The sequence below is a fragment of the Arthrobacter sp. 05T423 genome, from assembly GCF_056396245.1.
Window position 1 is genome coordinate 310,067 of sequence record NZ_JBFTLC010000001.1, and the last position, 24,921, is coordinate 334,987.

Consider the following 24,921-nt stretch of genomic DNA (forward strand, 5'->3'; position numbering starts at 1 on the left):
TCCGTCCATGTGGAAAACCCGGCCGCTTTTCCGGACCGAAGTCTCCTGCTACGCCGTCGCGGTCGCGGAATCGGCGTAAGGTCCGGTCAGCGGATAGTGTTAAGCAAAACCGGGTGTGGCAGCGTGGCTGCCGCCTGCCAGTCCTGAGAGAAAAGGCTTCAGACTCGTGAAGATTGCTGTAATTGCGTTGGGAAAAATCGGGCTGCCGCTGGCCGTCCAATTTGCTTCCAAGGGCCATGACGTTGTCGGCGTCGACGTCAACCAGCAGGTCGTGGAGCTGATCAACGCGGGGACCGAGCCGTTTCCTGGCGAAGCCCACCTGCAGGACAAACTCTCCGAACTGGTACCGGCGGGCAAACTGCGTGCCACAACCGACTATGCCGAAGCCGTTCCCGGTGCGGACGCCGTGGTGCTGGTGGTCCCGCTGTTCGTGGACGCCGATGCCAAGCCTGATTTCGGCTGGATGGATGGCGCAACTGCCGAACTGGCGAAGCACCTGACCCCGGGCACCTTGGTGTCCTATGAAACAACCCTTCCCGTCGGAACCACGCGAACCCGCTGGAAGCCTGCGCTCGAGGCCGGATCCGGGCTGGTCGAAGGCCAGGACTTTCACCTCGTCTTCTCCCCGGAACGCGTGCTGACCGGGCGCGTGTTCGAGGACCTGCGCAAGTACCCCAAGCTGGTGGGCGGCTTGTCCGAGGCAGGCGCGGCCAAGGCCGTTGAGTTCTACGAATCCGTACTGGACTTCGACGAGCGTGCTGACCTTCGCCGCCCGAACGGCGTCTGGGACCTGGGTTCCGCGGAAGCGTCCGAGCTGGCCAAGCTGGCCGAGACCACCTACCGGGACGTGAACATTGGCCTGGCCAACCAGTTCGCCCGGTTCGCCGGCACCGCGGGCATCGACATCTACCAGGTCATCGAAGCCTCCAACTCGCAGCCGTACAGCCACATCCACCAGCCGGGCATCGCCGTCGGCGGCCACTGCATCCCGGTCTACCCGCGCCTGTATCTCTGGAACGACCCCGAGGCGACGGTGGTCCGGGCCGCCCGTGCCGCCAACGCCGAAATGCCCGACTACACGGTGGGCCTCCTCGAGGGCGCCTACGGCGACCTGGCCGATGCCCGCGTGGTGGTGCTGGGCGCCGCGTACCGCGGCGGTGTGAAGGAGACTGCCTTCTCCGGCGTTTTCGACGCGGTCTCCAGCCTCGAGAAGCGCGGCGCCGTGGTGACGGTGCACGATCCGCTCTACACGGATACTGAACTGGAAAAGCTTGGCTTCACGGCGTACCACGTCGGCGAGCCCGTCGACGCGGCAGTCGTCCAGGCCGACCACGCCGAGTACCGCACACTGTCCCGGGCTGACCTGCCCGGTATCAAGGCCTTTATCGACGGCCGCCGCGTGAGTTCTGCCGACCGGTGGGACGGCGTCGTTTACCGTGTTATCGGCAAGGCCTGAGAGCGTCCAACGGCAGCCTTTACCGGTGCGGCCCGGCCGCAGCGGCACTTCTGAGAGGAACCAAAGTATGACGACGACCATTGCTCCGAGCGCCGACGTTTCGGACCAGGCGATCCTCGGCGACGGGACGAAGGTCTGGCACCTTGCCCAGGTGCGTGAACAGGCGAACCTTGGCGCGAACTGCATCGTGGGCCGCGGCGCGTACGTCGGTACCGGCGTGCAGATCGGCGAGAACACCAAGATTCAGAACTACGCCCTGGTGTACGAGCCGGCCAAGCTCGGCAAGGGTGTGTTCATTGGGCCGGCCGTTGTGCTGACTAACGACACCTACCCGCGGTCGGTCAGCCCCGACGGCTCCCTGAAGAGCGCCCACGACTGGACGCCGGTGGGCGTGACCATCGAGGACGGCGCCTCGATCGGCGCCCGCGCCGTGTGCGTTGCCCCGCTGACGGTGGGGCGCTGGGCCACGGTTGCGGCTGGCGCGGTCGTCACCAAGGATGTGCCGGCCTTTGCCCTGATGGCGGGCGTCCCTGCCCGGCGTCTTGGCTGGGTGGGCAAGGCCGGTGAGCCGCTGCGCCAGGAGGGCGGCTTCTGGGTCTGCCCTGCTACCGGCGCCAAATACATTGAAGACGGAAATTCCCTGAAAGAGTCTGAGGAGAACGCATGAGCTACGACTTTATCCCCGCGGCGAAGCCGATCATCGGCGACGACGAGCGGGCCGCCGTCGACGCCGTTCTGGCCACCGGAATGCTGGCCCAGGGCCAGCAGGTCGCCGAGTTCGAGAAGGAGTTCTCCGAGGTTCTCCTGGACGGCCGCTCGTCCGTGGCCGTGAACTCCGGCACGTCCGGCCTGCACCTCGGGCTCCTGGCGGCCGGCGTCGGGGCGGGTGACGAAGTTATCGTTCCGTCGTTCACCTTTGCCGCAACCGGTAACTCCGTCGCGCTGACCGGGGCTACTCCGGTGTTTGCCGACATCGAACTGGACCACTACACGCTGGATGTGGATCACGTCGCCTCGCTGATCACGGACAAGACCAAGGGCATCATGCCCGTGCACCTGTACGGGCACCCGTTCAACGTCGAAGGCCTCGGGAAGCTCGCTGCAGAACGCGGGATCGACCTGTACGAGGACGCCGCCCAGGCCCACGGTGCCAGCTTCAAGGGCCAGAAGGTCGGAACATTCGGCAAGTTCGCCATGTTCAGCCTCTACCCGACGAAGAACATGACCTCCGGCGAGGGCGGCATGGTTTCCACCCCCGACGCCGGCGTGGAGCGCAACCTGCGACTGCTGCGGAACCAGGGCATGGAAAAGCAGTATGAAAACGAGCTCGTGGGCTTCAACGCCCGGATGACCGACCTGCACGCCTCTATCGGCCGGGTCCAGCTCAAGAAGGTCCTCGGCTGGACCGAACAGCGCCAACAGAACGCGGCCTTCCTCACCGCCAACCTCCAGGGCGTCGCCACGCCCAAGGTCGCCGAAGGCGCATCCCACGTCTACCACCAGTACACGATCCGCGTGCCGGAGGACCGCGACGGACTGGCCAAGGCACTCCGCGAGGAATACAACATCGGTACCGGTGTGTACTACCCGGTCCCGAACCACCGCCTGCCCTCGTTCAACCGGACCGAGGACCTGCCGAACACGGAGACCGCGGCCAAGGAAGTCCTCTCCCTGCCGGTGCACCCGTCCCTGAGCCAGAACGACCTGGACCGCATCGTCACCGCGGTCAACAAGCTCGTCCAGGCAGGTGCCTGATGGCTAACCTGCGCGTAGGCCTCATCGGCCTGGGCATGATGGGCCGCCACCACGCGCGCGTGGTCCGGGAGCTCGAGGGCGTCGACCTGGTCGCGGTCGCCGACTCCTTCGGCGACCCGCACGGCGTCGCCGGACAGCTGGCTGTCCTGTCCTCGGTGGAGGAGCTTATCGCAGCCGGTATCGACATGGCAGTGGTGGCCGTGCCCACCGGGCTGCATGAGGAAGTCGGACTCGCCCTGGCCGACGCCGGCGTCCACACCCTCGTCGAGAAGCCGATCGCTTCCAGCGCCGAGGCCGGGCAGCGCCTCGTCGACGCCTTCGAAGCCAAAGGCCTCGTCGGCGCCGTCGGCCACATCGAACGTTTCAACCCGGCGCTGCAGTCGCTGCGCAAGCGGATCGAAGCCGGCGAGCTGGGCGAGGTCTACCAGATCGCCACCCGGCGCCAGGGCCCGTTCCCGGCCCGCATCGCCGACGTCGGCGTGGTCAAGGACCTCGGCACTCACGACATCGACCTGACCGCATGGCTGGCACAGAGCCGCTTCGAGTCGATCTTCGCCCGCACCACCACCCGCAGCGGCCGCCCGCACGAGGACATGGTGGCAGCGACAGGACAGCTGGGCAACGGAGTCATCACCAACCACCTGGTCAACTGGCTCTCACCGATGAAGGAACGGCTCACGATCGTCACCGGTGAAAAGGGTGCCTTCGTGGCCGACACCATCACCGCTGACCTGACGTTCTTCGAGAACGGCACGGTCGCCACCGAATGGGAGTCCATGGCCGCGTTCCGTGGCGTCTCCGAAGGCAACGTCACCCGGCTCGCCATCGCCAAGCCGGAGCCGCTGCGGACCGAGCACGAAGCGTTCCGCGACGCCGTCCTCGGACTGCGCAGCGACGTCGTCACCATGCGCGAGGGCCTGGATACCCTCCGCGTGGCCGAAGCCGTGCTGGAGTCCGCCACCAACCGGCAGATCGTGAAGATTGCTGCTTCGTGACTGAAGACAGACCTGTCAGGGTCACAGTGGCAACACGGCTTTTCACACCGGAAGTGGGTGCTGCCTCATTCCGGCTGAAGGCCCTCGTGGACGGCCTGGCGGCCAACGGCGCCGACGTCAGCGTCGTGACCACCAGGCCGCCGAAGGGATCGCCGCCGTTCAAGCCGCGGTACAGGATCTCCCGGTGGCCGGTGCTGCGCGACGCCGGCGGCAATGTGCGCGGCTACGTTCAGTACATGAGCTTTGATGTGCCCGCCTTTTTCCGGCTGCTGTTTTCGCGGGCTGACGTCGTCGTGTCCGAGCCGCCGCCCACCACCGGCGTGGTCGTGGCGCTGACATCGGCCCTGCGGCGCAGGCCGTTCGTCTACTACGCCGCGGACATCTGGACCGAAGCGCTGTCCGCCACGGATGTGCCCGGCGTCGTGATCCGCGTGATGCGGGCTGCCGAAGGGTTTGCGCTGCGCAATGCATCAAAGGTCATCGCCATCTCTGATGGTGTGGCACAGAAGGTCGAGCAGTTCGGGGTCCCGCGGGACCGCATTATCGTCGTCGGCAACGGGATCGACACGTCCGTGTTTGGACCCGAGGGGGAGACTGCCGGGTCCGCCGGCCCCTTCTTCGTCTACACCGGAACGATGTCCGAATGGCAGGGTGCCGACATCTTCATCCGCGCGCTGCCGGCTGTGCTTGCCGAGCACCCGGGCGCAAGCATCCGTTTCTTTGGGCAGGGCGCCGACGAACCTCACCTCAGGGAGCTGGCGGCGCAATCGGTGCCCGGCCGTGTGACGTTCGGCGGGGTCATTCCCCCGGCGGATGCGGCCCGCTGGATCCGGGGGGCAGCCGCGGCCCTGGTCAGCATCAAACCGGGCCAGGGCTACGACTTTGCCAAGCCGACCAAGATCTACGCGGCTGCCGGCTGCGGGACGCCGGTGGTTTTCGCCGGGACGGGGGAGGGCGCGTCGCTCGTCTCCGGGAACGGACTCGGCGAAGCGGCCAACTACGACGTCGACAGTGTGGCGGCCGCCATGTGCCGTGTAGCGGCCGGTGAAATGTCCGGCGGCAACACGGACGGCCGGGATGCCAGGGCCGGCTGGGTGCAGCAGAATGCCTCGCTGGCAACGTCGGGACAGCATGCCGCCGCCGAGGTGCTGGCCACGGCGGGCCTCGGCCCACGCGCCGAGCGCGAGCAGAAACTTGGAGGAAATCGATGACCAGCGACTATGCCGTCACCGTTGTTATTGCTGTCCATCAACTCAACCGGCCAATCGCCCGTGCTGTGGCGTCGGCACTTGCTGCCGGGAACCCCGGCCAGGTGAAGGTCCTGGTGGTTTGCCATGGAATCGCCGCGGCCGACGTCCACAAGAAACTGTTAGAGCTTCCAGAGGAGCACATCGAACTCCTGGAATTCGACGACGGCATTCCGTCTCCCGCCGGACCCATGAATGCCGGGCTAACGACGGTTGCGACCCGCTATGTCGCCTTGCTTGGCTCCGACGACTTCCTGGAGGCAAATGCCCTCGCGCAATGGATTGGTCAGGCGGACTCCAGCGAGGCCGATGCCGTGCTCGCACGGCTGCGCACCCAGGGGGGAGCTCCAATCCGCTCTCCGCGGCTGCGTTTATTGCGCACCGGACCGCTGAATCCCGTCCGTGACCGGGTTGCCTACAGGACTGCGCCCCTTGGCATCATGAGGCTTTCCACCGTCAAGCGGCTCGGCGTGCAGTTCACCGGCGGTCTCCGTACTGGTGAGGATATGGACTTCAGCCTCCGCATGTGGTTTACCGGCGGCAGGATCGAGATGGGGCAAGGCACCTATGTCGTGGGTGAAGACGCGGTTGAGCGCGTCACTGGCCAGATGCTCCCGTTGAGGGAAGAGTTCCGCGCACTTCTGGGCGTGGTCACGGCGGATTGGGTCCGGGAACTGCGGGGCCCCGCCCGGCACGCCATTGCCGTTAAGATCCTTCGCGTTCACGTCCTGTCGGCGATGTACCGGCGTGGAGGCAGTTTTCCTTGGACTGAGGATGACAGGGCAGTGTTGGCTGCGGCGGTGGGTGCTATCAAGGCGCTTGCTCCCTCCGTCGAACGGCCGCTCAGCGTTGCCGAGTTGGAGTTGCTGCGTCTGGCTGAAGCGCCCAACAGCAGAATTGACACCTTTTTGAATGCGCTCAAACGCTGGCCGTCGCGGGGCTACCGGTCGCAGATTTTGACCCCCAAGCCTTGGGACAATCTGCGGTTTGAAAGCAATTTCAGGTACTACGGCGCGGACAAGGTCGCTTCCATCCGCCGGTAGGAACGAGGTACGGGCACGGCCATCACGGACCGCAAATCGGACTGTCCGGGAGACGGTGCCAGACACTTTCCCCCGCCAGAACTTGGCTGGCGGTAGCCAGCGCAGCGGCTGCCGATACCGGGCACGCAACGGACTTCGGGTAGTCTAGACCCGGCAGATAGGGCTGCTGAACCCTGCCACCAAAACACACAGGAGAGTTGTGAACGCTGATCTCGTCGTAGTCGGTTCGGGTTTTTTTGGCCTGACAATCGCGGAACGCGCCGCCACGGAGCTGGGGCTGAAAGTTGCCGTCCTGGACCGCCGCCACCACATCGGCGGAAACGCGTACAGCGAAAATGAGGCCAAGACCGGCATCGAGGTCCACCGGTATGGCGCCCACCTCTTCCACACCTCCAACGAGCGCGTCTGGGAGTACGTGAACCGCTTCACGGCGTTCACCAACTACCAGCACAAGGTCTATACCAGCCATAAGGGCGAGGTGTACTCGATGCCCATCAACCTGGGCACCATCAACCAGTTCTTCCGCTCCTCGATGGGTCCGGGTGACGCCCGGGCGCTGATCCAGGAGCAGGCCGGCGAACTCGCGGGGACCGATCCGCAGAACCTCAACGACAAGGGGATCCAGCTGATCGGCCGCCCCCTCTATGAGGCGTTCATCAAGTACTACACGGGCAAGCAGTGGCAGACCGACCCCAAGGACCTGCCCGCCGAAATCATTTCCCGGCTTCCGGTGCGCTACAACTATGACAACCGCTACTTCAACGACATGTATGAGGGACTGCCGGTTGACGGCTACACAGCCTGGATCGAGCGGATGGCCGACCACCCGAACATTGAGGTACACCTCAACACCGACTTCTTCGACGACGGCGAACTCGGCCGGAGCGCCGTGCGCGGCCAGGTGCCGGTCATCTACACCGGCCCCGTGGACCGGTACTTCGACTACGCCGAAGGCGACCTGTCCTGGCGCACCATCGACCTTGAGGAAGAGGTGCTCCCGATCGAGGACTTCCAGGGCTGCTCGGTGATGAACTACCCGGACGAGGACATCGCGTACACCCGGATCCACGAGTTCCGGCACTTCCATCCCGAGCGTGACTACACCAAGGACGCCACGGTCATCATGCGGGAGTTCTCCCGTTTCGCCGAGAAGGGCGACGAACCCTACTACCCGGTGAACACCGCGGTGGACCGCGAGAAGCTCCTGGCTTACCGCGACCTGGCCCGCGGCGAGGACTCCGTCCTGTTCGGCGGCCGGCTGGGAACCTACAAATACCTCGACATGCACATGGCCATCGGATCGGCCCTGAGCATGTTCGACAACAAGATCAAGCCGCACTTCAGCGGCGGTGCGAAGCTGGAAAGCGGAGGAGTAGACGCATGAGCGTAGCGACGGAGTTCCGGCAGGGAACCGAACCCGGCAGCGACGAGACTGTCTGGAAGACAGTCCACCGGGTTGTGTTCCCGGTCGACGGCGACACCGACACCCTCCCGCTGTACGTTGACTTTGATGCCGCACGCCGTGTGGTGGAAACGCAGGGCTCCGGCAGCAAACGCGGCGCTGCCGCTGCGCAGCCGGCCGTGCTGCGGAGCGAGATGCGTTCGGACTTCATCCTCGGCCGGCGCCAGCTGTCGCTACCGGCGCACCGCAGGGTTTCCTTCGGAACGTACTTCAACGCCTTTCCCGCCAGCTACTGGCGCGCCCACACCGATGTGCAGCAGGTACGCCTGAACATCGAGACTGACGCCGAGGCAACGGTCATTGTCTACAAGTCCAGCCCCCGCGGCAGCTCCAACCGCGTTCAGAGCCTCCACCTGACGGGCGGGACCACCGCCACCTGCGATCTCACGCTGACCACGTTCGCCGACGGCGGCTGGTACTGGTTCGACCTCGTCTCACACGGCGACGACGTGACGCTGAAGCAGGCCGACTGGTCCGTTCCGCAGCCCGAGGGCTTCAGCCCCGGTTCCCTCTCCATCGCCGTGACCACGTTCAACCGGCCGGACTACTGCGTCAAGCACCTGCGCACCTTTGCCGAGTCCGAGGATCTGCTCGCGGTCATGGACCGTCTGATCGTGACCGACCAGGGCAACCAGAAGGTCCGGGACGAGCAGGGCTTCGAGGAGGCCGCCGCCGTGCTCGGCGACAAGTTCAAGCTCATCGAACAGGGCAACCTCGGCGGGTCCGGCGGCTTCGCCCGCGGCATGTACGAGGCTGTCGAGGGCGGCGAGAGCAAGTACGTCATGCTCCTGGACGACGACGTCGTCGTGGAGACCGAAGGCGTCCTCCGGGCCGTCAACTTCGCCGACTTCACCCGCAGCGCCACGATCGTGGGCGGCCATATGTTCAACCTGTTTGAACGTTCCGTTATCCACAACTTTGGCGAGGGCATCAACGAGTACCGGTTCCAGTACGAGCCGATTGGCGAGGGGCAGATTGCCCATGACTTTGCTGCGAGCAACCTGCGCACCACCCCGTGGATGCACCGCCGGATCGACGTCGACTACAACGGCTGGTGGATGTGCCTGATTCCGACGTCGATCATCAAGGAGATCGGGCTCGCGCTGCCCGTCTTCATCAAGTGGGACGACGTTGAATACGGCGTCCGTGCCAAGGCCAACGGCTACACCACCGTGAGCCTGCCCGGCGCGGCAGTGTGGCACATGCCCTGGACCGAGAAAGACGACACCATCGACTGGCAGGCCTACTACCACCAGCGGAACCGCTGGGTGGCGGCGCTGCTGTACTCGCAGTACGAAAAGGGCGGCCGGCTTCCCGTCGAGAGCTTCCTCCAAGACGTCAGGCACCTCCTCTCGCTGCAGTACTCGGCGATGGAGTTGAGGAACCGTGCGCTCAAGGACCTGCTCGACGGGCCGTCGCACCTGCACCGGACCATCGGCGGCAAACTCCCCGAGATCCGCAAGGTCCGCTCGGAATTCCCCGATGCCCAGGTCAGCAAGGACATCACCGAATTCCCCGCCGTCAAGCGGCTGCACCTGCCCAAGTTCGGCATGGTTCCGACCCGACCCAAGAACTTCAGGCAGACCGTGTCCGGCGCACTCTCCGGCGCCGCCCGCCAGCTCCGCAACGTCGACCCGGCCGCGACCCATCACCCGGAGGCTATCGTGCCCGCGGCGGATGCACGCTGGTGGCGGCTGTCCCACCTGGATTCGGCCATTGTGTCGGCTTCGGACGGCACGGGCGCGTCCTGGTACCTCCGGGACAATGTCCGCTTCCGCAAGCAGCTGCTGCGGAGCCTGACCCTGCACGCACGCGTCCTGGCCCGCTGGGATGAGCTCTCGGCGTCCTACAAGAAGGAACTGCCCAACTTCACGTCTCCGGATACCTGGCGCGAGACCTTCGCGGCCAACTCCGGCTCCGACGCTGAACAGCAGAAGCCCGGGCAGTGACAAGCGGACGCACCTTGCCAACACACCAGGATTCCGGCCGGGCGCTGGCGGCGCCGGGAACCGGGAACGGGCTCGTGGACGTGTTCCGTTCCCGGTACCTCCTGAAGCTCCTTGTCCGCAAGGAGCTCAGGATCAGGTACCGGGGCTCGGTCCTCGGGCTGCTGTGGACCTACGTCAAACCCGGGGTCCAGTTCGTCGCCTTTTACATTGCCCTCGGAGTTTTCCTGGGGCTGGAGCAGAGCCCGAGTAACAGGGGAGGGCTGCCCAACTATGCCGTCTACCTGTTTTCCGGCATCATCCTGGTGAACTTCTTCACGGAGTCGCTGAGCACGGCCACGCGATCGATCGTCAACAACAGTGGACTGATAAACAAGATCTACCTGCCAAGGGAGCTGTTTCCGGTTTCCTCGGTGTGGGTCTCCGCGGTCCACTTCTTTCCGCAATTGTTCGTCCTTGTGGTGGCCTGCCTGTTCAGCGGCTGGCGGCCGGGGCCGCTGGAACTGGTGACCGCCGTCGCCGGCTTTGTCATGATTGCCCTGCTGGCCACGGGGCTGGGGCTCTTCTTCGGGTCAGTCAACGTGTACTTCCGTGATTCGGAGAACCTGGTTGACCTGATTCTGCTGATCGCCACCTGGGTTGCTCCGGTGCTGTACTCCTGGCGGATGGTGCTGGACAAGGCCGGCGAAACCTGGTTCGCGGTTTACCAGCTCAACCCGATCACGATCGCGGTGGAGTGTTTCCACCATGCCTTCTGGCTGCCCACGACGGCAGGTGCTGAGGGGAGCCCACCCAATCTCGTCACCGTGTGGGTACCGGTTGGGGTTCTGGTCTCGCTTGCCATCCTTTTCCTCGGCCAGTGGACTTTCCGGCGGCTCGAGGGCCGCTTCGCACAGGAGCTGTGAGCCTTGACCACCGCAATTGAAATCCGCAACATCAACAAGCAGTTCGTGCTCAGGCACACCCGGTCCCTGAAGGAAGCCCTTGTTTGGCTCATGCGAGGCCGGAAAGGTGACCTGTCGAAGAAGTTCCACGCCCTCCGCGACCTGTCCATCGACGTCGAACACGGTGAGACGGTGGCACTCCTGGGGCTGAATGGCTCCGGGAAGTCGACCCTGCTCAAGCACATCTCGGGCGTCATGCTCCCCGACTCGGGCACGGTCCGCACCGGTGGGCGCGTAGCTGGCCTGATCGAGGTCGGCGCGGGTTTCCACCCTGACCTCTCGGGGCGTGACAACGTCTTCCTCAACGGGGCGATCCTCGGGATGACCGAGACCCAGATCAAGGAGAAATTCGACTCCATCGTGGAGTTTGCCGAGATTGGGGAGTTCATCGATACCGAGGTCAAGTTCTACTCCTCGGGCATGTACCTCCGGCTTGCGTTCTCTGTGGCGGTGCATACGGACCCTGACGTCTTCCTGGTCGATGAAATCCTGGCCGTAGGTGATGAGCCCTTCCAGAAGAAATGCCTCGCCAAGATCCAGGAACTCGCGGCGGCAGGCAAGACCCTGGTAGTGGTGAGCCATGACCTCGACCTGGTGGCCCGCGTCTGCGAACGCGGGGTGCTTCTGGAACACGGGCGGGTCATCATGGACGGCCCGGTAGCCGACGTCATCGGCCGGCTCCGGGGAAACTAGCCTCCTGACCCATAAGCTTTACCCCGCGCTCCGTAAGTTTCAGTTGCGTGAAGCGGTCCGGCCGAAAGCCGGCGCCCGACCTGTAAATACCCTTGGAGGAAATTTGTCCTGGCTGACCTCGCTGCCGGCCCTGTTGGCTGCTGTGGCCGTGGTGCTTTTTCCCGGTGCTGCCCTCGCCTGGTCCCTGGGCTTCCGGCGCACCAGTCTCCTGGGACTTGCCCCGGTGCTGTCGCTGTCCATCGCGGGAGTCGGCGCAGTGCTTGCGCCGTTCGTCCACGTGCAGTGGGGGCTCGGCGTCGTGCTGGTAACGGCCGTACTGGCGTCCGCGGCAGCGTGGGCGGTGACGACGCGGCCCTGGCGGCGCCAGGAGCCCGGGGCTGTGCGGCGGACGGTGCAACAGGGCGACGGCTGGCAGACCATGGCTGCAGGTGCCATCGGTGTCGCCGTGGGCGCGGTCCTCATCGCCCGCAGGGTCATGCAACTCGTGGGCGCGCCGGACAACATCTCCCAGCGCTACGACGACGTCTTCCATTTGAACGCCGTGCGCTACATCCTGGACACGGGGAACGCCTCGACGCTCAATCTTGGCAGCATGGCGGGCGGTACCGGCGGGCTGTCTTCCGTGTACCCGGCCGTGTGGCATTCGCTGGGGGCCCTCGTATGCCAGCTGACGGGGGCCTCCGTCCCGGTCTCGGTGAACGCGGTAAACATCGTGGCGTCAGCCGTTATCTGGCCCATCTCCGTGGTCTTCCTTGCCCGTGTCATCATCGGGCCACGCCCGATCGGCCTGATGGCAGCCGGAGTGGTGTCGGCGGGGTTCCTCGCGTTTCCGTACCTGCTGCTGGTCTGGGGCCCGCTCTTCCCGAACCTGCTCTCGGTCAGCGCACTCCCGGCCGGCGTCGCCGCGGTAGTTTTTGTCTGCCGCCTATCACCGACACTGCGCGAACCCGCACTCCGGGCATGGCTTGTGCTTCTGCTGGCGATCCCAGGCCTGGCCCTGTCCCATATGAGCGCCATCAACGCGCTCCTTGCCTTCAGCATTCCGGTTGTCCTGTCCCGGCTTTTCCTCTATGTGAGGGAATTGATCCGGACCAAGGCATCGCCGGCGAAGTATGGGGTGGTCGCTTTGGCCTCGGTGGCGGGAGCGGTGGCCGTGGTGCTTGCGTGGCAGAAGCTGCGCCCGGCTCCGTACAACGGTTGGACGCCACACCAGACCGTGGCCGGAGCCGTGGGCGAAGTCATTGCCAACGGCCCGATGAAAACCGACGTCACACTCATCATTTCCATCCTGGCCGTGGTCGGCATGGTCAGGATCATCCGTCGGCGTACGCAGTTGTGGCTGCTCGGATGCTACTTTGTGGCCGGGTTCCTCTACGTCGTGGATGCCGGCTACGCACCCGGCTGGGCCCGGGCATTCTTCACGGGCACTTGGTACCAGGACACTTTTCGGCTTGCCGCCTACCTTCCGCTCTTCGCCACCGTGCTCGCAGCGCTTGGCGTGCTGGCCACGGCCGATACGCTCAAGGCGACAGCTGGCGTCCTGGCCGTGAAGCTGAGGGCGGCTGGCATTGGCAGGATGCGGCTGGGCGGTGTTCCGGGCTTTGCCGGCATCGTGGCGGTTTGCCTGATTCTCGGCTGGGCGGCCCAGGCCGGTCCGGTCAGGGGGTATGTGGCGTCGAACCAGTACTACTTTGCCCGGGACACCAAGGACTCCATCCTGTCCTCTGACGAGTACGCCCTGTTGGCACGCCTCGGCTCGAAAGTGCCCAAGGACGCGGTGATCGCCGTGAATCCGTGGAACGGCGGGGCGCTTGCCTACGCTTTTTCAGACCGGAAGGTGCTGGAGTACCACTTGGGCCAGGCGGAAAGCAAAGACATGCGGACCGTGGCGGAGTCGCTCGCGGACGCAAAAACCTCGCCGGGGGTTTGTGACGCCGTGCGGGCGACAAAGGTATCCTACGCCCTTGATTTCGGTACCCAGTATCTGCTGAACACCCCGGAAAGCAAGACATATCCAGGCCTGCAGAACCTCGCAGCCTCGCCTGCCGTTCAGCTCGTGGATCAGCAGGGCAACGCCAAACTGTTCAAGGTGGTGGCCTGCAGCTAGCAGCAGGCCAGAAGCAACAGACCTCCGGAACCGGCACCCTGTGGGTGCCTGTTCCGGAGGTCGTCGTTTTAAGCTGGTCTGGGCTTAGCCGGCCCGGTGGGTCAGCTTCCGAAGGCCTCGATGAGTGCTGCCACAGTGCGTTCGGCGGCGTGGCCGTCGCCGTAGGGAGTGGCATCCGTCGAGGCTGGTGCAGGCCGCTGTACCGTGTCGGCCAGGATGCCCAGGTCCTTGCTTACCAACACGTTCCAGCCGAGGTCGACCGTCTCTACCCATTCAGTCTCGGGGCGGATCGTGGTGCAGGGCGTGCGGAGCAGGAAGGCTTCCTTCTGCAGTCCGCCGGAGTCCGTGATGACGCCCGCGCTGTTCCGGACGGCGTGGACCAGTTGCGGGTAGGCAAGCGGGGACGCCACGCGTATGGCTCCCTGCTCGAGCTCAATGCCGTGTTTGGCTGCAAGGTTGACCAGGCGGGGGTGGGCCAGCAGGAAGACCGGCTTCGACAGGCTGGCCAGGGACCCGACGATGGCGGCCAGGCGCTCGGGGGAATCTGTGTTGTCCGGCCGGTGGATGGTGCAGACGTAGTATTCGCCGGGCACCGCGTCCACCGGCAGCGGCTGGTGGCCGGCGTCGAGCACGTCACGGACCTTGAAGAGGACGTCAGTCATGACGTCACCCACCAGGACGGTCCTCTCGGCGAGGCCCTCGGTGGCGAGGTGCTTGACGGCCACCTCGGTGGGGGCAAGCAGGAGATCGGCACTGTGGTCGGTCAGGACGCGGTTGTGTTCTTCCGGCATCCGGCGGTTGAAGGACCGCAGTCCTGCCTCAAGGTGCGCGACCGGGATGTGCATCTTGATGGCGGCGATGGCCGCGGCCAGGGTGGAGTTGGTGTCGCCGTAAACCAGGACGCAGTCAGGGGCAGACTGTTCCAGGATTTCTTCCAGCCCGTGCAGCATGGCGCCGGTCTGGGCTCCGTGCTTGCCCGATCCCACGCCAAGGTTGAAGTCCGGGGCGGGGATGCCGAGGTCGCGGAAGAACACATCACTCATGAGTTCGTCATAGTGCTGGCCAGTGTGGGCGATCAGGTGTTCCGCATGGCCCTTCATGGCTGCCGCAATGGGCGCAAGTTTCACAAACTGGGGACGTGCGCCAACGACGCTGAGAATTCGCATGGGTTCCAGTTTAGTTGGAGGCCGCGCAGATTTCCGCCCGGGACAGGTTGCCGCCGATCAGGATGGGGAAAAGACACCGGCCCTGGCGCGCAGCCGCTCCGTCAGGTAATGCCGCAGTACCGCGTCCCGTGACAGGATCGCCGCCGGGCTGGCCGGAACCAGGTCACCCAGGCGGCCGGCGGTCCGGTGGCGTTCGACGGCGGTGCGCAGCGACTGAACGTCGGGCGCCGCGGCGGCTGCCTGGGTCAGTTCGGCGTCCCGGCGGCTTAGTTCCGGCAGGGAGCCGCCGGCAAAGGCGTATAGCCGGGTGGAGATGTCCAGCCAGTACGCGCGCTCCTCCTCGTTCCAGAGGGCATCATTCTGGACATCTGCTGCGCCGGCGCGGCGGAGCAGCGCGCCGATACCGTGCACGCGCAGGATCTTCAATGCCACGGCGCGCCGCTCGGCGAGTGTGGCCTGCTGCAGCCATTCGGAGGCGAGCAGCCGTTCCAGCCACGTGAATTCATCCTTCAGATTGCTGAGGGAACTGGTGACGCGGCCGGCGCCTGAATCGTCGGTCTGGTGATAGGCGGCGGCGCCGTAGGGGTAGCAGACAGGTCCCGAGCGGAACCACAGCTTGAGGGTTGCCTCGATGTCCTCGCCGGTCCGCAGCCCCTCGGCATAACGGAAACCGATGTCGGTGAGGACGGAGCGCCGGAGCAGGCCGTACGGCACGCTCCGGTAGGCCAGCCCGTCCTTGAGGGGATGCAGGACAGCCGGTTTCGAGGGCCTGATGCGCGGGGCCGGCAGGATGGTCCCTTCCGGCGTGCGCAACGGTGCGATGACCACGGCAGCGTTGTTCGGCTGCGCGGCCTTCCACCATCCGGCCAGTGACCCGGGCTCCAGATGATCATCCGAGTCCAGGAAGCTCAGAAAGGTTGCTGTGCTCTGATCCAGCGCAAAGTTGCGGGGTCCGGCGGGGGACCTGACGCCGTCGTCGCACGTCAGCCACGTGACGCCGTCGAGCCCGGATCCGGCTTTGGAGCCGTCGCTATGCTCCCCGGCGGCGGAACCGAGGTTGTGCAGCACCACTGTCACCCGGAGTTCAACACCCAGCCGCAACAGCCCGGCGCGCTGTCCCAGCGCGGAGCTGACAGCGCGTTTGAAGGGTCGTTGCACATCATGGACGGGAATGACCACTTCGATGCTCTGGCTCATGGGGGTGTGCGTGCTCCTCGGCAAGGTTTCATTGGACCCGCGATAACCTTACTGGGTGGACAACAAAACACAGGATTCCGGGCTGCTCGACGTGGTGATTGCGGTGCACACCCCAGACCGGCCGGTAGGGCGCGCCGTGGCGTCCTTGCTGGAGGGCGGCCTGGCTGCGGAAGCCGGTGCGCCGCGGCGCCTGCGGATCAACGTGGTGTGCCACAACACGGACGTGGATCCGATCCGGGAGCGCGTGGCGCCCGAGCACCGGGGGCTGGTCCGCTTCCTGCACTTCGTGGACGGCATCAAGAGCCCGGCCGGTCCCTTCAATCACGGGATTGCCGAAGCCACCGGAACCTGGGTGGCCATCATGGGTAGCGACGATTCCATCGAGCCCGGGGCCCTGGCGCAATGGGTGGAGGCCGCGGAACGGGACGGTTCCGACGTCCTGATCGCCCCGATGGCACATGCCGGCGGCGCCACGATTCACACGCCCGTGGTGCGGCGCACCCGGCGCGGGCACCTGGATCCGGTGGCGGACCGCCTCACCTACCGCACGGCGCCGCTGGGACTGCTGCGATTGGCTCTGGTGCGCGAGTTGGGCCTCACGTTTCCGCCACGCTACGCGACGGGGGAGGACCAGTCCTTTTCCGCGCGGCTGTGGTTTTCCGGCGCGAAAATCAGCTACGGGCGGGGCCTGCCGCGATACCTGGTTCATGCCGACGCTACCGTCCGGGTCACCCACACTCCGCGGCCGGTGACGGAGGATCTGGCCTTTGCCACTGACCTCGTGCTGTCCGACTGGTTTGCGGGGCTTCCGCAGCGTGCCAGGGAAGCAATCGTCACGAAGATTATCCGCGTGCATGTTTTTGGGCATGTCCTGCTCCGGGCTGAAGCCGGAAGCTGGAACAGGGAAGACGCGCGGGAGATGGCCGAAGAGGTGCGGAAGCTGCTGTTCGGAGCGCCGCACGCTGCCCGTCCGCTTTCGGTGGCAGACAGGAAACTGCTCGACGCCGTTGTGCGGCAGGAAGCGGACCTGGTCGTGATGAAGTCGCTGGCCCAGGCCCGGCGCCGGTTTGTCAGCCCGCAGACGTGGGTGCCCCGCGACATCACCAGGGTGCTGCACCCGGAAGCCCCGTTCCGGTTCATGAGCGCCTCGGCGCTCGTGTAAGCGGCCTGCATATTTTTAAAGACCGGTCGAAGGAAGACATGAAAATCCTGGTTGTTGCCACGTGGTACCCGCATGACGAAAACCCCACCGAGGCGCCTTTCAACGCCGAGCACGTGGAGGCCGTCCGTGGCCGGGGACACGACGTTCGGGTGGTCCACGTGCGGCTCGGAAGCACTCTCGGCATGCCCGGGCAGGTGTCCGGCCTGTGGGAGGGGACGCCGGTGCGCCGCATCGCTGCCGATCCCAAGCGCCCCTTCACCCTGGTGCGGGCGGCGCGGACGCTGGCAAAGGAAATGGCCTGGGCGGATGCCGTCCACACCATGGCGTTTTCCTCCATCCTGGTCACGATGCTGCCATGGGCCGCCCGGACGCTTGCCGGCCAGGGGCGCGCCTGGGTGCACACCGAACACTGGAACGGTGTGGTCAATCCTGCGAGTGTTTCAGCCCTGTGGGAAAAGCTGGCCGGAGTCCGGGCGGTTCTGCGGTTGCCCCATGTGGTCACCGGCGTTACCGGACAGCTGGCCGCCGAGATGCAGCGCTTTGCGCGGCCAGGTGCCGCGACGGTGGTGCCGTGCGTGGTCAAGGGGCGTGGCGCCGTCGTCCCTGCCCAATTCGCCACCCCTCTCCGGCTGGCTGCGGTCGGGGGACTGGTCGCTAGGAAGCGGCCGCTGGAAGCGGTGGACGCCATCGCCTGGCTCCGGGAGCACGGCACTGAAGCCCACCTGACCTGGGTGGGGGAGGGGCCGCTGCGGGCCGCGGTTGAGGCGCGCGTGGCCGAGCTCGGACTTGCAGGTCAAGTCGCGCTGACAGGATCCGTCCGGCCGGCCGAGGTGGCCCGGCATCTTTCCGCTGCCGATCTCTTTTTCCTTCCGACCGCCCAGGAGAACTTTTTCACGTCCGCGGCCGAGGCCCTGGCTGCCGGGCGCGCCGTCGTGGCGACGCGGGTAGGAGGCTTCAGCGATTACGCCGATGCCTCGAACAGCAGGCTGGTGGAGGACGTGACGCCGGAGTCGCTGGGACGCGCCGTGCTGGAGGCAAGGGATGCGTTCAAAGACGTGCCTGCCGAGGACATCGCGCTTCCCATCAGGGAGCGGTTCTCACCGGCGGCCGTGGGTGAGCTGTTTGACCGTGCCTATACGGCGGCGTTGGCTCGCGCTTGAAAAACTGATTAACTGACGAACACGCGGCAAGCAGAGGAAATTTATTGAGGTCCGAACCCAGGGTTCTTCAGTTCAACGACTGTGCCTTCGTGGCCCGCAACATGGTACGGGCGGCGGCAAGGGCTGGCATCGAATGGGCGTACATGCCGCCCGAACAGGTGCGGCCCATGACACCTGCCCCGGCCAACCCGCTTCTTGCCCGGGCACGGTTCGTTCCCTACGTCGCACGCCGGGCGGTCCGGCTCCGCGCGGCCGACGTCGTGCATGTGCACTACGGAACGAGCGCGCGGCTGCTCCGGGAGCGCGGGATGCCCCGCCGACCCTACGCGCTGACCCTGCATGGAACTGACATCCGCAAGCAGTGGGCCGATCCGCGGTTCCACGCCGAGATCCAACAGGCGATCGACGGGGCCGCCCACGTCTTCTTTGCGAACAACGACACCGCGGAGAACGCCCGGCGTGCCCGGCCCGACGCCGAGTTCCTCCCTGCCCTCGTGGATGCCGCGGCGCTGCCACCCTGGAATCCTGGCGGGCGCCCCTCCCTTCTTTTCGTCTCACGTTGGGACGACGACAAAGGCGTGGAGCGGCAGTTGGGGCTGGCGCGAAAGCTCAGTGCCGCCGTCGGAAACCGCGCAGAGATCCTCGGACTGAACTGGGGTCCCGGGGCCGAGACGGCCCGGCAGAACGGTGTGACCCTGCTGGAGAGGATGCCGCAGGAGGACTTTCACCGGATCATGGCCCAGGCGCACCTGACGATAGGTCAGGCAACCAACAACTTCGCCACGAGCGAGTTCGAGGCCCTGTGTATGGGTGCGCCGCTCGCCGCCGTGGGTTCGCGACTCCCGCGGCCCGACGACGGGACCACGCCGCCCGTGATCGAGGGGACCGACGGGGACGTGGTCGAGCAGGTCGTGGCGGCTCTGGATGACCCGGTGGCGGTCACCGAACGGCTGGGCGGACGGGACTGGGCGCTGCCGCGCTATGACGCGGCAGCCTTCGTCCCGCGCCTGTCGGCGCTGTATGCGGGAATTGCGGCCGGCCGCGGTTAGGGGCCGGCCGCGGTGAGCTGCCGGTGACCGTCAGCTGCCGGCCGCGGTGAGCTGCCGGTGACCATCAGCTGCCGGCCGCGGTTACTGCAGCGGGGGAGTACAGTCCGGCAAGGGCTGCCTGTTGGGCAAAGTCCGGGTTGGCCTGGACAACCTCGTCGAAGGTGCCCTGGGCGAGGATGGTGCCTTCCTTCATGAAGCACACCTGGTCGTTGTTGCGGATGGTCGACAGGCGGTGCGCCACGGAGATGACGGTGATTTCGCCGTGCAGTTCACTGATGGCCTGGGCTACGGCTGCCTCGGTGGCGGTGTCTAGTGCGCTCGTCGCCTCGTCCAGCACCAGCACCAGCGGATCCATGTACAGGGCTCGGGCGATTCCGAGGCGCTGGCGCTGGCCGCCGGAAAGTGCCAGGCCCCGTTCGCCGACACGGCCGTTGATGCCGTCTTTGCGGGACTCGATGGTTTCGAGGAGCTGAGCGCGCTGCAGGGCGGTGCGTACGCGGGCCTCGTCAATGTCGCTGCCCCAGGTAAGGGCTACATTCTGGGCCACGGTACCGTCGAAGATGGCAACTTCCTGCGGCACGTAGCCCACGCGTTTGCGCCAGTCGGCCAGCACGTCCTCGAGCGGAACGCCGTCGAGGGCCATGGTTCCTGCGGAAGGAGTCAGCAGGCCGAGGAAGATATCGATCAGGGTGGACTTGCCGGCGCCAGACTGTCCCACCACACCTATGGACGAGCCCATGGGCAGCTGCAGGTTGATCTTCCGGACGGCGGGCTGGCCGGCGCCCGGGTAGGTGAATTCGACGTTCTTGAGCTCGAGTATTTTCGGTTCATGCCGGATGGGAGTCCGGCCCAGCTTTTCCGCGTTCTTGCGGAACTCGGCGGCATCCTTGATGTCCCGCATGACCGTTTCGGTGTAGGGCAGGGTGGACTGAACTACCGTCAGCTGGGACTGCATCGCGGTGAGGGCGGGGACCATCTTGAAGCCCGCCAAGCCGAAGATGGCTACGGATGACATTGCAGCCTGAATGCCGCCGATCAGGTATCCGACGGTGCCGATGAGCAGGAAGCCGCCGATCAGCGCCATATCGATCACGAACTTCGGCACGGCGCCCATGAAGCGGATGTTGGAGCGGGACCGCGCCGCCGTTTCGCGGCTCTGCATGACGATGTCGCCGACCTCGTCCGCTTTGTCCCGGAGAGTGATTTCCTTCAGCGCTGCCAACATCTCGGACACGAGCGTGGACATGCGCATGGCAGCGTCCCGGTTTACCTTGCCGGCCTCGTAGGACTTTTTGGAGAGCCAGAGGTAGAGGAACGCGGCGATGGCGCCGAGGTAAATGAGGGTGGCCAGGGCTGTTTGCCAAGAGGCACCGATGAGGACTACCAGGACGGAGACAAACGTCAGGGCCATCGCAGGCAGTGTCACGGCGGGCAGCAGGACGCCGGACACCGTGTTGGCGATGCCGACGTCGATCATCCGCACCAGCTCCGCGGTGGAGCGTTTCATACGTTCGGTCCACGGAGCGCGTATGTAGCTCTGGAAAAGGATGGTGCCGATCTCGAGCTCGTAGTCGGCGAACTTCCGGGTGGAGATCCACTGCAGCCAGATGTTCAGAACCGACTTCAGGATCATGACCATGGCGGACCCGACGAGCAGCACCAGCCCAAACTCCTGGCTCATGGTCCCGATCAAGGGCAGGCTCATGTCCCCACCCTTAAGGATCTGGTTCAGCACGAGGGCGAAGACGCCGAGTGCGCTTGCGTCGAGCAAGGCCAGAACAGCTGACAAGACGCCGAAGAGCAGGAGGAACCTCCGCGCATTCATCGGCAGAAGTGGCAGCAGTTCGCGCATGGTGCGGCGCAGTTGTCTCAAGAATTACTCCAGAACGGAAGGGGAAGAGTCCCTCCAATACTACGCGCCGGGCCTGGACGGGGGCTGCTGCGAGGTAGCCGGGGGCTCCGGGCCGGTACCCCGGTGGCCGAATCGCTCCTGCTGCATGCCAATGAGAGGATGAAGGCATGAGTGACCAAATCCGTGTGACCCAGCTGTTTGACTGCGCCGATGTTGGTAAGACCATCGTAAAAGCGGCCGCCCGCCAGGGAAAACCTTGGAAGATCATCCAAGGCCCTTGGACCAGGGGTGGAACGAAGTCCGCTTATTACAGGTTTCGTTTGGAGCAGGCAGCGGCCTACCCTCGCACGCAGCTTTGGCACGTGAACATGGGCGGCCGGGCCAAGTGGGCACGGGGATTCTTCTCCCGACCCTACGCCCTCACGCTGCACGGAACCGATATCCGGGAAAACTACTGGCAGGACCAGCATCACGCGATGATGAAAAGCGATATCGACGGCGCCGGGCACGTGTGGTACATGACACCGGACGTCCGGGAGAAAGCGGAAAGCGTTAGAGCCGATGCTGAATACTTCCCGATTCCTGTGGAACCGAACGAACTGCCGGTTTGGAGCCCCGCGCCCAGGCCGCGCGTCTTCTTTCCGTCGCGTTGGGACGCTTCTAAGGGAGGGGACGCACTGCTGAAGACGGCGGCGGACGTGGTTGCCGCCGTCGGGCATAAGGGTGTCGACATTGTGGGACTGAATTGGGGAGACAGGGCGGCCGAGGCCGCTGGGCTCGGGGTCACGCTGTTGCCCAAGATGCCCAAGGACAGGTTTCTTCTGGAGTTGGCCACCGCCCATGTCGCGGTCGGCCAAGTGGCGGGAATCCTCGCCACAAGTGAACTGGAAGCCTTAGGCATCGGGGTTCCTGTCATTGTCGCCGATCCAGTGTCCGGCTACCCGGATGATCTGGCGGCTGTTTCTGTGGGGCTGGGTGACGTTGGCCAAGCTGTGCTGGAATCACTTCAGGATCCACAGGCGTTGTCGCAGCGTCTGGATGGGCCTTCCTACGTTCGCAGGAACCACAGCGCCGAGGTCATGCTCCCCCGGCTGGAGGCCGGCTACGCCAAAGCCCTGGAGAATGCTCGATGACCAAGCCCCACCTGCTCTATATCGCTTTCGCCTTTCCGCCCAGCACGGCGTCGTCCGTTTACCGCTGCACCGCGGTAGCCAACGCGTTCGCCCTGGATGGTTGGGATGTCACGGTCCTCACCGTTGACCCGCAGGTCTGGTCTCAGATTTCGGGAGTTGATGAGAAGCTGGCGGAATCGGTTGACCCGGGCATCCGCGTTGTCGCAGTGGACGACGGCGGCGCAGAGGAACCGGCCAAGGGCGACCTCCGCCGGTACTCAAGGTTCAGGATCGAGGCGCCCTACCTGTGGAAGGAGGCCCTGCGCCGCCGCAGCCGGCGGAACTTCCCCGAGGACTTCCACGGAGCGTGGCTGAAGCCCGCCAGCGACGCTGCCCGAAGCATTCACGCGGAGAAGCCGGTCGACCTGGTCATGGCCTCCGCCAGCCCGTATGTGGCATTTGGCGTTGCCCGGGCGCTTGAGGCCGTCCCGTACGTCATGGACTACCGCGACGCGTGGGCCTTCAATACCATCTCCGGGGCCGAAGACTTCACCCCGGACAGCGCCGTGGGAAAGCGTGAAGCCGAGTACCTCAACGAAGCCGCGCAGGTCTGGTTCGTCAACAGTCAGATCAGGGACGAATACGCACGCCGCTACCCCGGGTCCGCTCACCTGATGCGCGTGGTGGCCAACGGCTTCGACCCGCAGCCGGGCCACGCCCGGCCGCCGGTGAGGCATGCCGAACGACCGAGCTTCGGTTATCTCGGCACGCTGCAGTACGTAAACATGCCGTTGCAGGAATTCCTGGACGGGTGGAGTGCCGCCTTCGGTCCTGACAGCCCGCACGCCGAGGCGGTATTCCGCGGGAAGCTAAGTGCTTCCGGGGCGGCAGGCGCGGAGATTCTTGAGATCTTTGGAACCGGTAGCCAGAACGGCCTCCGCTACGACGGGCCGATCTCCAAACGAGACGTCGCCGGCTTCTACGGCAGCATGGATGCCCTGCTTCTCCTGCTGTCCAGCGGAAAATACGTGACCGGCGGCAAGACCACCGAATACCTGGCCACCGGTCTGCCGATCGTCTCCGTGCACGACATGGAGAATGCAGCAACGGACCTCCTTCGGGACTATCCGCTATGGTTCCCCGCGAAAGAGCTCACCCCTGAGGGCATTGCCAACGCGCTGCGAGATTGCGCCGAGGCATTGCAGGAGCCGGACGAAAAGCGCTGGGCTGCTGCCTGGGCCTACGGCCAGCAGTTCCTCCGCAGCACCGTACTGGAGCCGGTCATTGCCGAACTGCGGGGGATTGCAGGGTTCGGCGCGGCAAGTCCGCAGCCTGCCACCGAAGAAAGGAGCCAGGCGTGACTTCCGCCAACCCGCTGCACGTTAGCATCGTCGTCGGCCGCAGCAGCCATCCAGAGGCCGTCATCAATGATTTGTGGAACCGTGCCGTGGGGGCCTGGGGTCAGCACGCTGGCAAGATAACGGGGACGGCCGTCTACGCCTATGACGGTGACCCTACCGTTACTGTCGGGGACAACCGCCTCACCGTGGTGCCGTTGACGCAGCCGAGTGGCGGCCCGGTTGCCTCACTGTTGACTGCCGCCGCCGGGAAGCCCGGACCGATAGGCGTAACCGGACGGCTGATCAGGGACAACCTCGAGTCGAGGCGTCTGGCCCGAACGTTGGGCGGACGAACTGACCTACAGGAGATATTCCGGGCGTCCGACGTAGTCGTGGCCGCAGACCTTACCGCTGACCGCTCCGTTTGGGAGCTAAGGAAGCATACTGGAGCAGGGCTGGTACACGGTCCCATTGCGATGCTCCATGTGCTCAGGCACCTTGCCCGAAAATGACGGTGCTGCCTCTTTCCGGGTGAGCCCCGGGCATGCCGCCTGTGGAATACTTGACGGGTGAGTCGAACCTGGATAGTCATCCCCATGTACAACGAGGCGTCCGTCGTCGGCACTGTCATCGAGGGCTTGAGGAAAGAATTTCCCCACGTTGTGTGCGTTGACGACGGCAGCTCTGACGGTTCCCAGGACGTGGCCCGGCGCGCCGGCGCGGTTGTGGTCCAGCACCCGGTCAACCTGGGCCAGGGCGCTGCGCTGCAGACGGGGATCGAGTACTCGCTCCAGGACCCTGAACTGGACTGCGTCGTAACCTTCGACGCCGACGGCCAGCACCGGGTCATTGACGCGCTGGCAATGGCCGACCGGATCCGCTCGGGGGAAGCCGACGTCGTGCTCGGCTCCCGGTTCCTCGATGACCGCACCAAGCTCACGCCGCTGAAGCGGCTGGTACTGCGGACGGCGGCCGTGCAGTCGCGACTGTCTACGGGCATGGCCCTGACGGATGCCCACAACGGCCTTCGCGCCTTCAGCCCCAACGTGGCCCGGAACATCCACCTGCAGCAGAACCGGATGGCCCACGCCTCCGAGCTGGTTCATCAGCTCGCGGAGATAAACCCGCGCTGGGTGGAGCACCCGGTGGAGATCATCTACACGGACTACTCCAAGGCCAAAGGCCAGTCGTTGCTGAACTCGGTCAACATCGTCGCTGACCTCTTCTTTAGGTGA

General features: G+C 65.4%; 21 protein-coding genes. 18 read left to right on the top strand and 3 right to left on the bottom strand.

Annotated features, from left to right (window positions below):
* Positions 1-166 precede the first annotated feature (166 nt).
* The 11 genes from AC1DFE_RS01475 (at position 167) to AC1DFE_RS01525 (ending at position 13,648) form a co-directional block, all read left to right on the top strand.
* Positions 167-1,456, top strand: a complete 1,290-nt coding sequence (locus AC1DFE_RS01475) for a nucleotide sugar dehydrogenase (RefSeq protein ID WP_476904147.1) — start codon at positions 167-169, stop codon at positions 1,454-1,456.
* Between the two features lie 67 nt (positions 1,457-1,523).
* On the top strand, positions 1,524-2,123 hold the full coding sequence (locus AC1DFE_RS01480) for an acyltransferase (RefSeq protein WP_190601971.1): 600 nt from the start codon (positions 1,524-1,526) through the stop codon (positions 2,121-2,123).
* Positions 2,120-3,211 carry a DegT/DnrJ/EryC1/StrS family aminotransferase gene (locus AC1DFE_RS01485; protein WP_476904148.1) on the top strand — a complete coding sequence of 364 codons (1,092 nt, stop codon included), beginning with the start codon at positions 2,120-2,122 and terminating at the stop codon, positions 3,209-3,211. The genes AC1DFE_RS01480 and AC1DFE_RS01485 overlap by 4 nt, the downstream gene beginning before the upstream one ends.
* Positions 3,211-4,206 (top strand): Gfo/Idh/MocA family oxidoreductase, encoded by a 996-nt coding sequence (locus tag AC1DFE_RS01490; protein WP_476904149.1) that lies wholly within the window; start codon positions 3,211-3,213, stop codon positions 4,204-4,206. The genes AC1DFE_RS01485 and AC1DFE_RS01490 overlap by 1 nt, the downstream gene beginning before the upstream one ends.
* On the top strand, positions 4,203-5,417 hold the full coding sequence (locus tag AC1DFE_RS01495) for a glycosyltransferase family 4 protein (RefSeq protein ID WP_476904150.1): 1,215 nt from the start codon (positions 4,203-4,205) through the stop codon (positions 5,415-5,417). Before AC1DFE_RS01490 ends, AC1DFE_RS01495 begins: the two co-directional genes overlap by 4 nt.
* Entirely contained in the window at positions 5,414-6,496 is a 1,083-nt protein-coding gene (locus AC1DFE_RS01500; RefSeq protein ID WP_476904151.1) for a glycosyltransferase family protein, read from the top strand. Before AC1DFE_RS01495 ends, AC1DFE_RS01500 begins: the two co-directional genes overlap by 4 nt.
* A gap of 199 nt (positions 6,497-6,695) precedes the next feature.
* A complete protein-coding gene (glf, locus tag AC1DFE_RS01505) occupies positions 6,696-7,880 on the top strand; it encodes a UDP-galactopyranose mutase (RefSeq protein ID WP_476904152.1) in 1,185 nt (394 codons plus the stop codon).
* The gene (locus AC1DFE_RS01510; RefSeq protein WP_476904153.1) at positions 7,877-9,907 is read left to right on the top strand and encodes a glycosyltransferase; all 2,031 of its coding nucleotides are present in this window, start codon (positions 7,877-7,879) and stop codon (positions 9,905-9,907) included. Before glf ends, AC1DFE_RS01510 begins: the two co-directional genes overlap by 4 nt.
* Before the next feature lie 14 nt (positions 9,908-9,921).
* Positions 9,922-10,809, top strand: coding sequence for an ABC transporter permease (locus AC1DFE_RS01515; protein WP_476904154.1), 888 nt, complete (start codon positions 9,922-9,924; stop codon positions 10,807-10,809).
* Between the two features lie 3 nt (positions 10,810-10,812).
* On the top strand, positions 10,813-11,541 hold the full coding sequence (locus AC1DFE_RS01520) for an ABC transporter ATP-binding protein (RefSeq protein WP_476904155.1): 729 nt from the start codon (positions 10,813-10,815) through the stop codon (positions 11,539-11,541).
* Between the two features lie 103 nt (positions 11,542-11,644).
* Positions 11,645-13,648, top strand: a complete 2,004-nt coding sequence (locus AC1DFE_RS01525) for a DUF6541 family protein (protein WP_476904156.1) — start codon at positions 11,645-11,647, stop codon at positions 13,646-13,648.
* A 101-nt stretch (positions 13,649-13,749) separates the two neighbouring features.
* On the opposite strand, the gene wecB is transcribed toward AC1DFE_RS01525, so the two are convergent.
* Positions 13,750-14,814, bottom strand: coding sequence for a non-hydrolyzing UDP-N-acetylglucosamine 2-epimerase (gene wecB, locus AC1DFE_RS01530; RefSeq protein ID WP_476904157.1), 1,065 nt, complete (start codon positions 14,812-14,814; stop codon positions 13,750-13,752).
* A gap of 57 nt (positions 14,815-14,871) precedes the next feature.
* Positions 14,872-16,011, bottom strand: a complete 1,140-nt coding sequence (locus AC1DFE_RS01535; RefSeq protein ID WP_476904158.1) for a glycosyltransferase — start codon at positions 16,009-16,011, stop codon at positions 14,872-14,874.
* Between the two features lie 55 nt (positions 16,012-16,066).
* Here AC1DFE_RS01535 and AC1DFE_RS01540 point away from each other — a divergent pair, with 55 nt between their 5' ends.
* From AC1DFE_RS01540 to AC1DFE_RS01550, 3 genes are read left to right on the top strand one after another with little or no spacing between them, the layout of a single operon-like run.
* A complete protein-coding gene (locus tag AC1DFE_RS01540) occupies positions 16,067-17,173 on the top strand; it encodes a glycosyltransferase (protein WP_476904159.1) in 1,107 nt (368 codons plus the stop codon).
* A gap of 38 nt (positions 17,174-17,211) precedes the next feature.
* The gene (locus AC1DFE_RS01545) at positions 17,212-18,333 is read left to right on the top strand and encodes a glycosyltransferase (protein WP_476904160.1); all 1,122 of its coding nucleotides are present in this window, start codon (positions 17,212-17,214) and stop codon (positions 18,331-18,333) included.
* A gap of 44 nt (positions 18,334-18,377) precedes the next feature.
* Positions 18,378-19,382, top strand: coding sequence for a glycosyltransferase (locus AC1DFE_RS01550; protein WP_476904161.1), 1,005 nt, complete (start codon positions 18,378-18,380; stop codon positions 19,380-19,382).
* Between the two features lie 64 nt (positions 19,383-19,446).
* On the opposite strand, the gene AC1DFE_RS01555 is transcribed toward AC1DFE_RS01550, so the two are convergent.
* Positions 19,447-21,255, bottom strand: a complete 1,809-nt coding sequence (locus tag AC1DFE_RS01555; RefSeq protein ID WP_476904162.1) for an ABC transporter ATP-binding protein — start codon at positions 21,253-21,255, stop codon at positions 19,447-19,449.
* Positions 21,256-21,401: 146 nt separating this feature from the next.
* Between AC1DFE_RS01555 and AC1DFE_RS01560 the strand changes: the two genes are divergently transcribed.
* The 4 genes from AC1DFE_RS01560 to AC1DFE_RS01575 are packed head-to-tail and all read left to right on the top strand — an operon-like array spanning position 21,402 to position 24,921.
* Positions 21,402-22,367 (top strand): glycosyltransferase family protein, encoded by a 966-nt coding sequence (locus tag AC1DFE_RS01560; RefSeq protein WP_476904163.1) that lies wholly within the window; start codon positions 21,402-21,404, stop codon positions 22,365-22,367.
* The gene (locus AC1DFE_RS01565; protein ID WP_476904164.1) at positions 22,364-23,707 is read left to right on the top strand and encodes a glycosyltransferase family protein; all 1,344 of its coding nucleotides are present in this window, start codon (positions 22,364-22,366) and stop codon (positions 23,705-23,707) included. Before AC1DFE_RS01560 ends, AC1DFE_RS01565 begins: the two co-directional genes overlap by 4 nt.
* Positions 23,704-24,198, top strand: coding sequence for a hypothetical protein (locus AC1DFE_RS01570; protein ID WP_476904165.1), 495 nt, complete (start codon positions 23,704-23,706; stop codon positions 24,196-24,198). The genes AC1DFE_RS01565 and AC1DFE_RS01570 overlap by 4 nt, the downstream gene beginning before the upstream one ends.
* 57 nt (positions 24,199-24,255) lie before the next feature.
* On the top strand, positions 24,256-24,921 hold the full coding sequence (locus AC1DFE_RS01575; protein WP_476904166.1) for a glycosyltransferase family 2 protein: 666 nt from the start codon (positions 24,256-24,258) through the stop codon (positions 24,919-24,921).